Below are 15,127 nucleotides of genomic sequence, written 5' to 3'. Positions count from 1 at the left end.
ATGGATGATGTCACTCTCTGGTTGAATATGTTCTGATAAAAGAGCAAGCTAGGCTGGCACGTTAATCTTATTACCGTAGAAAAGTGGTACTGAATGCTTACACTGAATAGCTAGCACTGACCAAGTAGCATTTATTAAGTAGCGCTAACGGACTGTCATTCTAAAGATGGCATGCATGAAGCCAACAACACGAAATAAATCTAAATTAACAATTCAGTATACATTTATTCACTAAAACACTTTTAGCGTAAGGTAAATGCCTGCAAGTGATTTAAGAGTGACTTGCGAGTATGGTATTAGCTTGTGACAGTTAGGGGCATAATCCCCTACACTAATTGACGTGAAAATGGTCTGATGGTGACCCTACTGGGTTTTTCTCAGGATGTTCAATCGTCGATACCGAGTGTTAGACCAAGTCTCAGTCAATATTTTGAACATCAGTGCCTGCAACAGCAGTATATAAATGAAGCGTCATATGATGTCATGCAAGAGACGCAAAATACGTGCATCATGATGAACGCTGGATAATAAAGACATCTTCACTTGTGAGCTGGTTATATGTTTGTCTTTATAACATGACAAGCGCACAGTGCTATTACCCATTTTACTAACAGTAACTGGCTATTTATTTTAATTCAAAACGTAGCTTTCGTTATATAGAAAGGAGTTTCAAATGGTATACCAAGGAAATCGCATCACGGTGACAATGCTAGAGGATGGCATCGCCAACATGCAGTACAACGCCGAAAATGAGAGCGTGAACAAATTTGATGCCGAAACCAACAAACAGTTTGGTGAAGCAGTTAGTGCGTTAGAAAAAGCCGACAACGTAAAAGGTCTTATCGTTACTTCAGCTAAAGGCGTGTTTATCGCTGGTGCTGATATCACAGAATTCGTCGGTTCTTTCAAAAAATCAGAAAGCGAGATCAAAGATTGGGTCGTTCATGTTAATGACGCTTTCAATCGTTTCGAAGACCTGCCATTCCCGAAAGTTGCGGCTATCAATGGCGCGGCGATGGGCGGCGGTTGTGAAATGACTTTGGTTTGTGAATACCGTGTCATGAGTGACAAAGCCATCATCGGTTTGCCAGAAACTCAGCTAGGTATCTTCCCAGGTTTCGGCGGTACAGTTCGTAGTACGCGTATCATCGGTATCGATAACGCACTTGAGCTGATCGCGACTGGTAGCCCAAAGAAAGCATTGGCAGCATTAAAACTAGGCTTGGTTGATGCGACTGTACCTGCTGATGACTTGCAAGATGCCGCAATTGATCTAGTCAAAAAATGTATCTCAGGTGAGCTTGATTGGAAAGCAAAACGTGAAGAAAAACTGGCTCCAGTTAAGCTAAACCAGCTTGAGCAAGCGATGGCGTTCAACAGTGCCAAAGGTGCTATTTTCGCTAAAGCCAATCCTAAGCAATACCCAGCACCAGCAATCGCTATCGAAACGATCGAAAAGCACGTTAATTTATCACGTGACAAAGCAATCGAAGTAGAAGCGGCTGGTTTTGCTAAAGCGGCTAAGACGCCACAAGCAGAGAGCTTGGTTGGTCTATTCTTAAACGATCAGCTAGTCAAAAAACTGGCCAAAAAACACAGCAAGCAAGCACACGACATTAGTGAAGCCGCTGTACTAGGCGCTGGTATCATGGGTGGCGGTATTGCTTATCAAGCAGCCAGCAAAGGGTTGCCAATCATTATGAAAGATATCAAGTCTGAGCAATTAGACCTTGGTATGGGCGAAGCGAGCAAACTACTTGGCAAAATGGTAGAACGCGGCAAAATGACCCCAGCAAAAATGGGTGAAACGTTAAGCCGTATCCGTCCTACTTTGAACTACGGTGATTTTGCTGAGACTGATATCGTAATCGAAGCGGTCGTAGAAAATCCAAACGTGAAGCGTGCGGTACTAAAAGAAGTAGAAGGCTTGGTAAAAGACGACTGTATCCTAGCGTCAAACACCTCGACTATCTCTATTACGTTCCTAGCAGAAGCGCTTGAGCGTCCAGAAAACTTCGTCGGTATGCATTTCTTCAACCCAGTACACCGTATGCCATTGGTAGAAGTTATCCGCGGTGAGAAATCATCTGAAGAAGCTATCGCGACTACTGTTGCACTTGCTTCTAAAATGGGTAAAGTGCCAGTAGTAGTTAACGACTGCCCAGGTTTCTTGGTAAACCGTGTATTGTTCCCATACTTTGGCGCGTTTGACTTGCTACTGAAGCAAGGTGCTGACTTTGCTCATGTCGATAAAGTGATGGAAAAATTCGGCTGGCCGATGGGCCCTGCATATCTAATCGACGTGGTCGGTCTAGATACAGGTGTACATGGTGCAGCAGTGATGGCTGATGGTTTCCCTGATCGCATGAAGCCTGATTATAAAGGTGCGATTCAGCATCTATATGACAATGAGCGTCTGGGTCAGAAAAACGGTATCGGTTTCTATAAGTACGAAGTGGACAAGCGCGGTAAGCCAAAGAAAGTTGCTGACGAAGCCACTTACGAGCTGCTAAAAGCCACGACCGATAGCGAAAAACAAACCTTTGACGATCAAGCAATCATTGATCGCACTATGATTGCTTTCTGCAACGAAACGGTTCGCTGCCTAGAAGACAACATAGTAAGCACACCAAGCGAGGCCGACATGGCGATGATTATGGGCGTAGGTTTCCCGCCATTCCGTGGTGGCCCTTGCCGTTATGTCGACCAAATGGGTTTAGATAACTACTTGGCACTATGTGAAAAATACGCACATCTTGGCAAAGCTTATGAAGCGCCACAAAAGATTCGCGACATGGCAGCCGCAGGCGAGACTTTTTACGCAACAGCGTAATAGTCAGTCATTACTAGGATGAAGTGCAGTACGTTTGCTATTTTGCATGAAAGCAATTGAGACATGAATCGTCTCCAATAGCGAACGTACGATTATAGTTGGTTCAGTTTAATGCTAGTACGAGTAAATCAAGCGCAAATGTACCTATTGTACTTTGAGCGGGGTTAACAAGGTAATAGTCGTAAATTGGGTTGACTACACTGACAATAAAAATTGAAAAGGAATATGGTATGACAACTTTAAGTCCAAAAGATGTGGTCATCGTAGATGGCGTACGCTCGGCAATGGGCAAAACCAAAAACGGTATGTTCCGTCATGTACGTGCTGATAGCATGTCAGCTGAACTAGTACGTGCGCTAGTAGAACGTAATGACTTTGATACCAATGATATCGAAGACATTATCTGGGGCTGTGTAAACCAGACACTAGAGCAAGGCTTGAACATCGGTCGTAACATCGGTTTGCTAGCTGGTATCCCAAAGACTGCTGGTGGCCAAACGGTTAACCGTCTATGTGGTTCTTCTATGCAGGCACTACATACTGCCGCTGCACAAATCATGACCAACCAAGGTGATGTATTCATTATCGGTGGTGTTGAGCACATGGGTCACGTCGGCATGATGCACGGTGTTGATCTAAACCCTGCTGCTTCTAAGCATTATGCAAAAGCGTCAAACATGATGGGCTTGACTGCTGAAATGCTAGGTCGTATGAACAACATCACGCGCGAAGAGCAAGACGCGTTTGGTCTTGAGTCACATCGCCGCGCATGGGCTGCAACCACTGAAGGTCGTTTTGACAATGAAATCATCGGTATCGAAGGTCATGATGCTGCTGGTCGTCTGCAACTATGTACGGTTGATGAAGTGATTCGTCCAGACGCAACGATGGAACAAATGCAAAAGCTACGTCCAGCGTTTGATCCAAAAGGCGGTACAGTAACAGCGGCAACCTCATCTGCACTATCTGACGGTGCGTCAGCAATGCTAGTAATGAGCGCACAAAAAGCCAAAGACCTAGGTCTAAAACCACGTGCCCGTATCCGTAGTATGGCTGTTGCTGGTTGTGATGCTGCTATCATGGGCTATGGTCCTGTACCTGCTACCCAAAAAGCATTGAAGCGTGCTGGCATGAGCATCGATGACATGCAAACCATCGAGCTAAACGAAGCATTTGCTGCTCAAGGTCTATCAGTATTAAAAGGTCTGAACCTATCTGATAAGCAAGACATCGTTAACATCAACGGTGGTGCCATTGCTCTAGGTCATCCACTAGGATGTTCAGGCGCTCGTATCACGGTGACATTGCTAAACGCGATGGAGCAATCAGATACTGAAATCGGTCTAGCGACAATGTGTATTGGTCTTGGCCAAGGTATCGCTACTATTATTGAGCGTGTTTAATCTTATTGATATAAACAATATTATTTGAACACTCAATAAGTAGCTACTCGCTAACGAAGAACCTCTAGTCATAACGGCTAGAGGTTTTTTTATGAGTAAAATTAATAGTTGGCCAGTTAGTAAATCACAGAGTCGAAAAACACAGTATTACGGCGATTAAAAATTATCTCCATTGACGCATTCATGAAACTATGACTAAATAAGAGAAAGATGAACCATGGCACTGTTTATGATAATTCTAAAATAGTTTTTAGTTGCAACTGTCAGCCGTACAAGGAGTGTACTATGTCTACTATGATTAATGATCGCACCTATCGAATCGCTCGTGAGAATACCCAAGCAATGATTGTTGATGTGCAAGAGCGCTTAACGCCGCATATCTATGATCACGAAAATATCGTCAAAAAAACCGTTACCTTGATTAAAGGGCTGCAAGCGCTCAATATTCCAATCATGCTCAATGAACAATATAAAAAAGGATTGGGCGATACCTTGCCAGAGCTGCGCGACATACTCGAAGGAGACAATGCCAAGAGCTTTGAAAAGGTCACCTTTAGTGCCTGCGATAATAATGATTCATGGCACCATTTAGCGCAGCAGAACCGTAGTACCGTGTTGCTTTTTGGTGCTGAAGCTCATGTCTGTATTATGCAAACGGCACTAGATTTATTGGATAATGGTATGCAGCCTGTCATTATTGGGGATGCAGTGGGTTCACGTTTTCCTTATGACAAAAAGCAAGCAATTCGCCGTATTCGCCGTGCAGGTGGGGTGATCAGTACTGTCGAATCAATCTTGTTTGAACTGTGCCGTAGCAGCGAAGATCCTGCGTTTAAAACCATTATTAATTTGATTAAGTAGGTGGTTAAGCTTTAGGTGCTTAAAGACTTGGATAAATAGGGACTCAATTTGACCATTTATTTTCTAATTTATAATAGATAGCGCTTGGTAAAATAAGCGCTATTTTTTTGACAATGGTAATAGTCTTTTAACCATTGCTAGATATCAAACCCACTATAATATCTTGAACAATGAAACTTAAAATCGCTAGAACTTATAAGCGTTAAAACCAATAGCTAGAGAAAGCCAGAGAAAATCAATGTCGCAAGCCAGCTCTATATCACTCACTCATTCCGAATCAACTCCACATATCAACATCGACGATGTCACTCATTTCTTATTAGAGTTAGATGCGCTTAAACTCGTGAATCGCCGCAGCTATGTGACACAGACCACTCGCAAAGAAAACTCTGCCGAACATTCTTGGCATTTAGCAATGGCATGTTGGTCGATTGCTGAATTATTTGCGCTAGATGTCAATCATGAAAAATTGCTGAAGATGGCGCTGGTTCATGATTTAGGTGAGATTGATGCCGGCGATACTTTTTTGTATGCCGTTACGCGTACTGATGCACACGTCGAAGAGCGTGCAGGCATTGCCAGATTGCAACGTGAGCGAGGCAATGGCATTAGTGATTTAAGCGAGGTTTGGGAAGCGCAGGAAACAGGAAGTAGCAAAGAGAGTCAGTTACTCAGAGTGGTCGACCGCTTATTGCCGTTTTTGCTCAATCTGAATACCAACGGTAAAACGTGGATTGAGCTTGGCGTTACGCGCTCGCAGGTGGCGGGTGCTCATGCATTTATCAAAGACAGCTTTCCCCCTATCCATGATTGGCTCTCACATAATATTGCATACGCAACTCAGCAAGGCTGGTTAATTGACGCGTAAATCTGCATAAATGATAGGCATAAAAAAGCCCAATTAAGCATGATGATTTACGCTTAACTGGGCTGATATTTTCAGTACTCTTATACCAACATGTTATTGAGCGTTTGCCAATCCTAGCAATTGACCCATTTGCACGACGCCGTTGGCTTGCATACTATCTAGCCAGTCAGCCTTCGCTGCTTTTGGTAATACTACAATAGCCGTTGAGCCTAGATAGAAGCGTCCAAGCTCTTCGCCTGCAGCAAACTGCATATCGTGATCCGCTTCCTGTATATCATCCGTGCGGGTGATTTTGCCAGTGGCGACGGTTTCAATACCAGCGACGATCATAGCACCAACCATTACGACAGCTGCTTTGCCATACTTGGTATCAAACATACAGACTAGACGCTCATTACGCGCAAACAAGTCTGGCACGTTAGCCGCCGTAGTATTATTTACCGAGAACAGTGTACCAGGCACATAGCGAGTCTTGGTCAATGTGCCAGTAAACGGCATATGCACACGGTGATAATTGCTAGGTGCTAAGTAGATAGTTGCAAAACTACCATCAGCGAAATAACTGCCGTCTTCACTATCGGCAAGTAATTGTCCGACATCATAGTGACGACCTTTGGCTTGTAGTAGTTTGTGGTCTTCGATTTGTCCTAGCTGAGAGATAATACCGTCCGCAGGGCTCACGATACCATTTGCAGTGGCGTCGATGGTACGAGCGTCTTCTTTTAACTCGCGGGTAAAAAAGTCATTAAAACTTTCATAAGCGTTGAGGCTTTGGCGTTCGTACTCGTCTAAGCTGATATTATAAGCTTTGGCGAAGCTACGGATAAAGGTGCGTTTGACATAAGGATGACGACTGGCGGCCAAACGTCCAGCGACTTTACTGAGCTTTTGCTGCGGCACAAGCTGTTGTAAGGTGGTAAATACATTCATAATAAGGCTACCAAAATAAGGTGTAATGTAATAAATAATAGTTAAGTTAATGACGGTATTTTATCATGGACAGCATATTATTGTATGGCCATAATCTGTTAAGGAGTCAGTAAATGAAAGCACTCATACAACGGGTGAAGCACGCTAGTGTGGTCGTCGATCAGCAGTGTATTGGTGAAATTGAGCATGGGGTATTGGCATATATTGGCTTAGGACACGAAGACGATTTTGCTACTGCCCAGCGTATGATTGACAAAATACTAACCTATCGCATTTTTGAAAATGACGAAGATCCTGCCAAATTTGGTAAACTGGATAAAAACGTTCAGCAGGTTGCTGGTGGGCTATTATTAGTTTCACAATTTACCTTGATGGCAAAAACAGACAAAGGTCGCCGACCAGACTTTGGTGGTGCGATGGCACCTGCTGCGGCACAAGCGCTATTTGAACAACTGGTCGACTATGCCAAAACTAAGCACCCGAACGTGGCAACTGGTCAGTTTGGTGCTGATATGCAAGTGTCGAGTGTCAATGATGGGCCGCTCAATTTTTTACTAGAAATCTGATTTTAGAGTGTCATCAAGCTGTCATAATTAATCCGTTTAATAGGTAGAGACTGGTGAGTACATATCGCCTTTTTACATGCTAGATTTTGTCCGCTAACACCGAGAATGTCCTATGTATAATGAGCAAATTTTGATTGTTGAAGATGAACCTGCGATTCGTGAAATGGTTGTCATGACGCTAGAGATGGCTGGGTTTGATAGCTTGCAAGCGGCTGACGTGTCAGAGGCGCATCAGCAAGTGGTCGATCATAGACCATCACTGATACTATTAGACTGGATGTTGCCGGGTGACAAGAGCGGTGTGGATTTTTGTCGCATGCTAAAAAACGATGAGCTACTCTCTGAAATACCAGTCATTATGCTAACGGCAAAAAGTGAAGAAGACAGTAAGGTGCATGGTCTAGATGCAGGCGCAGATGATTATATGACCAAGCCTTTTTCGACTCGTGAACTGATTTCTAGAATCAAAGCCGTACTACGCCGCAGTAGCGCGATGAGCAGCGACAAACCTATCGAAATTGGCCAGTTAAGTTTAGATACCAAGAGTCAGCGCGTGACAGCTGCCGGTAAAATCGTTGATGTTGGGCCCACAGAGTATCGCCTATTGGCATTTTTTATGAGCCACCCTGAGCGCGCCTATACACGAACGCAGCTGCTCGATCAGGTATGGGGCGGCAATGTATATATCGAAGACCGAACCATCGATGTGCATATCAAACGTCTACGCAAATTACTGCGACCTTATGACTGTGATACATTGATACAGACAGTACGTGGAACAGGCTACCGATTTTCTAGCCTGATTGAGCCAAGTTAATCTTGTACAAATAATGCCGCAGCAATATAAAGGCCGCGGATAGTGGTAAGGATAAGAGATGGACAAGATAGCGTCAGTACAAAGTGAGCAATCAGCTTTACTAGAGCAAATCTCTACTCAAAGTACAGCGGAGCAACTCAAAAAAATCGGCAGTGCACTACGAGCCTTGCGCGATGCAGTGATTTTGCTCAACAATAATGACGGCCTAGAATGGTGGAATCAGGCGGCACAAGATTTATTGCTGCTACAGCCAGAGGATAAAGGTCAGAACATTTTTGACTTTATTACTGTCCCTGAGTTCCGCCAGTATTATGAAGGTACAACGATACCTAACGATGGCGTCCATATAGAATCATGGCGAGATCCTAGTCGCTACTTGAAGTGTGAATTGACCCCTTTCGGTGATGAAAAACTGCTGTTTGTATATGATGTGACCCGCTTGCGGCACTTAGAGCAAATGCGTCAAGATTTTGTGGCGAATGTCTCGCATGAGCTTAGAACACCATTGACTGTGATGATGGGCTATCTGGAGAATTTCTCCGATCAGCCAGATATGCCGCCGCAATGGCGTCGCGGTTTTGAGCTGATGACGCAGCAAACAGCCCGTATGAACAGAATCGTGAATGATTTATTGCTACTGTCTAAGATTGAAATTGAAGAGTCACACGAGCTGCATTATATAGATATGACTAAGCTACTAACCAATATCTACGACGATGCCCAAGCGTACAACCAAGCGTACAAACACATCATTCATTTGCATATAGATACCTATGATGGGCTGTACGGGTCAGAGATGTACTTGAATAGTGCGCTATCCAATCTAGTAATCAATGCAATCAAATATACGCCAAAGGGCGGCAATATCACTATCAGCTGGACAAGGACGTCTGATGGTTGCCGTTTCGCGGTCGAAGATGATGGGATCGGTATTGCGTCAGAACATATCGCCCGTTTGACAGAGCGTTTCTATCGTATCGACAAAGGTCGCAGTCGTGCGACAGGTGGTACGGGGTTGGGACTCGCGATTGTAAAGCACGTATTGCACCAGCACGAAGCGCAATTGCAAATCGATTCAGTAGAAGGGGAAGGGTCGACATTTAGTGTGGTATTCCCCTCAAATTATGTCAGATCCGTCACAGCCAATTAATATGATTTAGGGTCTGTATTAACGACAGTTTTTCGGCTTTAGCTTTTTGGTTAATATAAACTTAGCACTACTTCAAATTAGGATAACGACATACTTTTCTGTATTCGTTAATCCTTTTGCAAAAGCGGATAAGGGTTGACCGCACTACCATTAATATAGATACCATAATGGACATGTGTTGGTGTCCCTTTTGCATTACCGCTATCACCCACATAACCTATCACATCGCCCTGATTGACCCAGTCATTGGGAGAGATGTCAGCATAGTCTTCTAGGTGGGCGTAGTAATGTCCTGCGCCACCCGGCCCTACCACCACAACCACGCGTCCGCCCAATGTGTTTTCACCAACCTTGCTTACCACACCTTGCGTGGTCGACTGTATGGGAGTATTGCGAGGCGCAAAGATATCGATACCTTCGTGGGAGCGGCCTTGACTACGTGCCGCGCCCCAAGTGTCTGTCAGGTTTCGTTCTGGTAGTGGACTGGGCAAGCTGTTTTCGGTCGGCAGTTCTTGTTGCAATAGACTCAATTGCTGCCATTTGGCAACCACAAATGATTGCGTTTGTTGACTGATACTGGGTAGCAGTTTATCGAAGACAAATAACAGTGCTAGCAATACGATAGCCTTAATCAACAGGCTTATTAAACGACTAAAAAAAGAAGGTCTGGGAGGCTGGTTGTTTCCATCTGCTAGCATTGATGTCTCATATATATTTGATGTCATTTGAGATTTTATTATAAAAGCTTCGTCTAACAACGTATGTATCGCATTGTTATCTATCGTTTTTACCCCCATAGTTATTCTTATGGTTAAGGATATAGACAGCAAATACAGTTTTATCTACTTAGCATTTCTGCTGAGCATAGACAGTTGCTACTGACGGTTAATACTTTATGAATAATGTTTTTAAGCCTGCTGATATTTCTGCCACGCGCGAAACAGCGCTGGTTATCGATACCGAAACAGATCAGGGTAGTGATCCTAGACCTATCCAAGTTGCTACTATCAATGTAGCAACTGGCTTTGAATGGATGAAATACTTTAACAGTGGTCGATCTATTTCACCTATTGTCATAAAAGTGCATGGTATTACCGATGCTGATGTGGCTGGACTTGAGCGCTTTGAGTTGAAGCAGTTTGAATTGCCAGAGTACTTGATTGGTCACAATGTACGTTTTGATTGGCGAGTGATTGGCAGTCCTTCTGCTAAGCTGATTTGTACGGTGAGACTTGCGCGGGCCGCCTTTCCAGAATGGCGTGCTTACGGTCAGTCTAAGTGTATCGAGCAGCTGTTGGGTAAGGGTGAAGCGAGTGCAATGACGATTGCCGCTCATGATGCGCTTGGCGATGCTCGAATGTGCTATTTGCTGTATCAAGCATGCTGCGAGCGTCTAGAGATTGCGCCGACAGATTTTGCAGCAGCACATGCTATCTCTAATAAAGCGACTCCTGTGAACAAAATGCCGTTTGGTAAGCATAAAGGCAAACCGATTAAAGACGTGCCCATCAGCTATGTTAAATGGATGATAGGCAATATTCATAACATGCAGCCTTCGCTGTATTCGGCACTGACTAAACGCTTACAACTGGATGAAGCAGAAAACGCGAAAAAGTAATCTAAGTTATTACGTAGCTAATATATAAGAGGCTACGTGACGATAAGATTATGGTTGGTCGTGCAACCATGTCACCGCCATTTGCCATAGCTGCGGCGCTTTGATATTGGTCTTACTGCTAAAATAGCGCATATGACCGATATGATTTAGTCCAAAATCCTCAGGGTCTAAGAATCGCTTTTCTATGGGCATTTTTGTAAATACCCTTATCATATCGTCCATGTTTTCACTGTTGGCGATATCATCATCGCTAAAGCCAAGCCATAGTGCTGGCATGCTGAGCTCATCATAGAAATGCGTGTGTATGCTTTTGCCAAATGCGGTTTTGATATAGCCCGCCCCATTGCACCATTCACGCCATTGACGAGCCACGCCGCGTGGCAGTGGCTCACCCATACCGATTTTGTCTGAGGGTGTATAGCCCAGTGTTAAATTAGTGAATGGAATAAACGCATCCATAAACCCCATGGCTTTGAGCTTATATGGCATGCCCATATTTTTGATACGTCCTGACGAGCAAGCGACGTTGAACACTGAGCTAATCGCCTGATAATTAGGCATCAAGCCGATGAGCTGACCACCTGCGCTATGACCGATGAGATGATAAGTCGCATCAGGAAACTCATCTTGTAAGGCATCAAGTACAGCTGGCATGTCATGGCGACCCCAACTGATCAAGGAAGCGCTACATTTTGCCAGATCGGTCGATAGGGACTCACCGATTCCTTCGTTATCAAATGTCAGCACCCCAAAGCCGCTTTCTGCTAGATAGGTCGCAAAATTATGATAAAAGTGACGCTTAATACCTGTGGCAGGTGCCATCATGATTGCTTTTTTTGTCGCATCTTTAGGGCGATAGACAGTGGCTGCCAATGCTTGGTTGCGATCGGTCATGATGCTTAATGAGTAAATATCAATATTGCTCGCGTCATTCATATTGCTTTTATTAGTGAGATTGCTATTAACCACAGAGCTTGATAGCTCGGCAGTAGGAGAGGTGTTGTGATTATCCATGGGTATACCTTAGTATTTTTATTAGTAGATAATGAATATCGAACTATGATGAACAATAAATGCGCATCTTGAAAGTGTAGTCGTTGCGTAGTGATAAATCGTTGTGACTATGTGGTAGCATTGCTTATGTTAAGATAAATGCTGGCAAGACAGTTGCTCAAATATGACTTCCAAGTTTCGTATAACTTGGTTGAGTTTGTCTTATGAATCATGTGCATGACAATATAAATGATAGGTGTCGGTATGCAGCCTTCACTAATAACAAGCACTCAATAAAAACTGACAGTTAATTAAGGAAGCTATATGCAAATGAAAATTAAAGATGATACTTATGACGTAATCACGAGTAAAGACATTACAAATATCGAAAAAGCAGTCGATAAGTCTGCCTTGTCAATGCCGCTCGTGGCTGTGTATTGTGGTTCGCGCTTGGGCAATGGTGACGTTTATGAACAGGCGGCACGCGAGCTTGGCAGTGCCTTAGCAAATAATGGCATGGGGCTAGTATATGGTGGCGCTAGTATCGGTCTGATGGGCGCAGTTGCGGATGAAGTAATTAATGGCGGCGCACAAGCAGTAGGCGTGATTCCAACCTTTATGCTCAAGCACGAAATCGCTCATGAGCAGCTGACTCGGTTGCATTTGACTGACACTATGCACACGCGTAAGACCGTTATGGCAGAGTATGCCGATGCTTTTATCACGCTACCAGGCGGGCTAGGAACATTAGAAGAGATTATGGAAATCGCCACATGGCGTCAATTGTACCAACACGAAAAACCAATGATCATTTTGAACATCAATGGTTTTTATGACCGTATGATTGAGCATTTGAAATATACCACTGAGCAAGGCTTTATGAAGCAGGAAGATTTAGATCGTCTAGTGGTGTGTAATACCATCAGCGAAGCGATCGATATGCTACAGACAGTAGTAACCATAGATGATGCTGTGGATACGGAGAAAATGGCTGGTAGTAATAGTTAAGCCATTATAGCTATTAGTACACAGCAAATGCTTAAATATTAAAAGCTATTGCAAAAAAGGAGCAGACAACCAAATCTCGGTAATCTGCTCCTTTTTTTATATGTGTTAACAACCTATCAGCGAATCATGTCTATTAGGCATCAGCAGGCGTAAGATCATCCAATGCAACTTCACGAATACTATGATTAACATGAGCCATAGCGATTGGGAATCCACGCTGCTCAGCGAGCTCACGTGCAACCTCATCGACAGCCAGACTATCGTTATGGACAAGGTACGACCACTCATGAGCATAGCGACTACGATTCAGAGGTGTATCGTTCTCTATCAAACCTAGATCTGTTAGCTCATTAACTATTTGGTCAGCGGCAATCAAAGTCGAAGATGCTTTGACGTTTTCTGCACGGGCATAGCGTATATTAGAGTATAAACTCACATCAGCGACTCGCAGCGTATCATCTTGTCCAGGAATCTGCTGTCCACCATATAGCGCGTTACCAACAGTACGTGCGCTGTTAAATGTCGGTACAAACTCAGCCACATACTCAATCGCTTGCTGGCTACGCGCTTGTAGAGGCGCTTTATCCCAACCATTTTCAATATAATGCACATATTGCTGTGGCAGTTTGGGCTGCGCACTGTCTTCACTTGATGCGACAAGACCATCATCAAACAAAGTAATGGCTTTACTCATACCATGAATCTGAAAATATCCGCCAGGGTAAGGAGTAAGCTGCGCCATGCCTTCTGGCGTACCTCGTTGACCATAAACGATAATCTCTGGTATCTGTCCACCAGCATCGCCCCAATGGGTCACATAAGACGATTTAAACTCAACCATACGCGTGACTTCGACACCAACCATATCGTCAATAACACCTGTACGAAATCCGCAAGCGTTGACTAAATAATCAACTTCGATAGACTCAGGCTGAGAGGCGTGTTCTTGATTATGGATTTGTTGATAGTCGATACGCCATTTGGTGACATGATGGTCAGCGTTGGTACAGTTCTCACAATCTACCGGCACGACTTTTTGTACCGCAGTTTCAGTAAATACGTGCGCATTGTCGTACTCTTCGAGCGCAAGCTTAGCAGAAGCGGCTAAACGAAAAATATTCCAGCCATATTCTTGAACGACAATTAATGGAAATTTAACTTTGTTCAAATCCAAATATCTAGCGACTGGAATCATCCACTCATCAACCGTACTTGGTACAGCGACTTGCTCACGTTCAGACAGCTCAATCAATTGCTCATGACTATAGAGCTGATAGTAATCTTCAGGCTCGCCCAATACCTTATTATTAGCATCTTGCTCAATCAGTTCTTGATAAGCATCGGTCAAAATATCTAAACGCGGTAGTAAATCTTCAGGCAACCCTTCATCACGTGTCGGTACGGCAAACACCGTAGGACGAACGTCAATAGTGTGCGGATACAAACGCAAAATATCGATACATTGCTTGAGCAGTGCTACGCAATCCTCGTCCGGTATTTCACGATATAAATTACCACCTGCATGCAAATGACACATAGGTGGTCCATCAATGAGAGATTTTTTCTTTTCAAACAAATAGGTCTCTAATCCTAACGCAGCAAGTCGAATTGCAATCGTCGATCCCGCAGTACCGCCGCCCAAAATGCCAACACGTTTTTTAGGTTGAGTGTTTTTTGCCCCGTAAAATAACACCTCAGAATTAGCGTCATGATTAAAGGATTGAGCGTAGTTTTTATCAAAAGACTGAGTCATTGTCGTCGTTGTATCCTTAATAGCATCTGTATTAGGCCGTGCTCGGTATATTTATTCAATGTTCTATATTTCTTGATATGCGTGCGAAGGTAATTAAGTTCAACACACAAATCTGAACTTCAATAGTCATCTTTTCTATTGTTTAGCTATTCTTCATCTCTATAGGTTTATTTTACGAAGAACTACAGACAATATGATGGGAAATACGTAAGAAGATGCATGAGTTTTGTCAACGAGGCGCTATAAGTGTGAAGTTTTCCAGACAAACGAACCTGTTTAAAAATAGAGTAAACGAGAGAGGTGGCAAATTTGTGAAATCGAAAATAA

At 43.7% G+C, this 15,127-nt stretch carries 13 protein-coding genes; 9 read left to right on the top strand and 4 right to left on the bottom strand.

The window, feature by feature from the left end:
- The first annotated feature begins 673 nt into the window (after positions 1–673).
- The 4 genes from fadB to QL898_RS09385 all read left to right on the top strand — a co-directional run bounded on the left by fadB (position 674) and on the right by QL898_RS09385 (position 5,965).
- A complete protein-coding gene (gene fadB, locus QL898_RS09400; protein ID WP_290176606.1) occupies positions 674–2,833 on the top strand; it encodes a fatty acid oxidation complex subunit alpha FadB in 2,160 nt (719 codons plus the stop codon).
- A 230-nt stretch (positions 2,834–3,063) separates the two neighbouring features.
- Positions 3,064–4,236 carry an acetyl-CoA C-acyltransferase FadA gene (gene fadA / locus QL898_RS09395; RefSeq protein WP_057761795.1) on the top strand — a complete coding sequence of 391 codons (1,173 nt, stop codon included), beginning with the start codon at positions 3,064–3,066 and terminating at the stop codon, positions 4,234–4,236.
- 285 nt (positions 4,237–4,521) lie between these two features.
- Positions 4,522–5,097, top strand: coding sequence for an isochorismatase family protein (locus QL898_RS09390; RefSeq protein WP_201572413.1), 576 nt, complete (start codon positions 4,522–4,524; stop codon positions 5,095–5,097).
- A gap of 238 nt (positions 5,098–5,335) precedes the next feature.
- Entirely contained in the window at positions 5,336–5,965 is a 630-nt protein-coding gene (locus QL898_RS09385; RefSeq protein WP_290176605.1) for an HD domain-containing protein, read from the top strand.
- Between the two features lie 93 nt (positions 5,966–6,058).
- On the opposite strand, the gene asd is transcribed toward QL898_RS09385, so the two are convergent.
- On the bottom strand, positions 6,059–6,895 hold the full coding sequence (gene asd, locus QL898_RS09380; RefSeq protein WP_290176604.1) for an archaetidylserine decarboxylase: 837 nt from the start codon (positions 6,893–6,895) through the stop codon (positions 6,059–6,061).
- Between the two features lie 113 nt (positions 6,896–7,008).
- Here asd and dtd point away from each other — a divergent pair, with 113 nt between their 5' ends.
- The 3 genes from dtd (at position 7,009) to phoR (ending at position 9,428) form a co-directional block, all read left to right on the top strand.
- The gene (gene dtd / locus QL898_RS09375; protein ID WP_201549548.1) at positions 7,009–7,461 is read left to right on the top strand and encodes a D-aminoacyl-tRNA deacylase; all 453 of its coding nucleotides are present in this window, start codon (positions 7,009–7,011) and stop codon (positions 7,459–7,461) included.
- Between the two features lie 112 nt (positions 7,462–7,573).
- Entirely contained in the window at positions 7,574–8,278 is a 705-nt protein-coding gene (gene phoB, locus QL898_RS09370) for a phosphate regulon transcriptional regulator PhoB (protein ID WP_057761786.1), read from the top strand.
- A gap of 58 nt (positions 8,279–8,336) precedes the next feature.
- On the top strand, positions 8,337–9,428 hold the full coding sequence (gene phoR / locus QL898_RS09365; RefSeq protein WP_201549547.1) for a phosphate regulon sensor histidine kinase PhoR: 1,092 nt from the start codon (positions 8,337–8,339) through the stop codon (positions 9,426–9,428).
- 107 nt (positions 9,429–9,535) lie between these two features.
- Here the strand turns inward: phoR and QL898_RS09360 are convergent, their stop codons facing one another.
- Positions 9,536–10,126, bottom strand: coding sequence for a M23 family metallopeptidase (locus tag QL898_RS09360; RefSeq protein ID WP_290176603.1), 591 nt, complete (start codon positions 10,124–10,126; stop codon positions 9,536–9,538).
- Between the two features lie 197 nt (positions 10,127–10,323).
- Here QL898_RS09360 and QL898_RS09355 point away from each other — a divergent pair, with 197 nt between their 5' ends.
- Positions 10,324–11,046 carry a DUF3820 family protein gene (locus tag QL898_RS09355; RefSeq protein ID WP_290176602.1) on the top strand — a complete coding sequence of 241 codons (723 nt, stop codon included), beginning with the start codon at positions 10,324–10,326 and terminating at the stop codon, positions 11,044–11,046.
- A 48-nt stretch (positions 11,047–11,094) separates the two neighbouring features.
- On the opposite strand, the gene QL898_RS09350 is transcribed toward QL898_RS09355, so the two are convergent.
- On the bottom strand, positions 11,095–11,982 hold the full coding sequence (locus QL898_RS09350) for an alpha/beta fold hydrolase (protein ID WP_356638981.1): 888 nt from the start codon (positions 11,980–11,982) through the stop codon (positions 11,095–11,097).
- A gap of 381 nt (positions 11,983–12,363) precedes the next feature.
- Here QL898_RS09350 and QL898_RS09345 point away from each other — a divergent pair, with 381 nt between their 5' ends.
- Entirely contained in the window at positions 12,364–13,047 is a 684-nt protein-coding gene (locus QL898_RS09345) for a TIGR00730 family Rossman fold protein (RefSeq protein WP_290176600.1), read from the top strand.
- Positions 13,048–13,180: 133 nt separating this feature from the next.
- Here the strand turns inward: QL898_RS09345 and QL898_RS09340 are convergent, their stop codons facing one another.
- Positions 13,181–14,800 carry an FAD-dependent oxidoreductase gene (locus QL898_RS09340; RefSeq protein ID WP_290176599.1) on the bottom strand — a complete coding sequence of 540 codons (1,620 nt, stop codon included), beginning with the start codon at positions 14,798–14,800 and terminating at the stop codon, positions 13,181–13,183.
- Positions 14,801–15,127 lie beyond the last annotated feature (327 nt).

It is taken from the genome of Psychrobacter sp. APC 3279 (assembly GCF_030407795.1).
Taxonomy (GTDB): Bacteria; Pseudomonadota; Gammaproteobacteria; order Pseudomonadales; family Moraxellaceae; genus Psychrobacter.
This window is presented reverse-complemented; position numbering and strand designations above follow the sequence as displayed.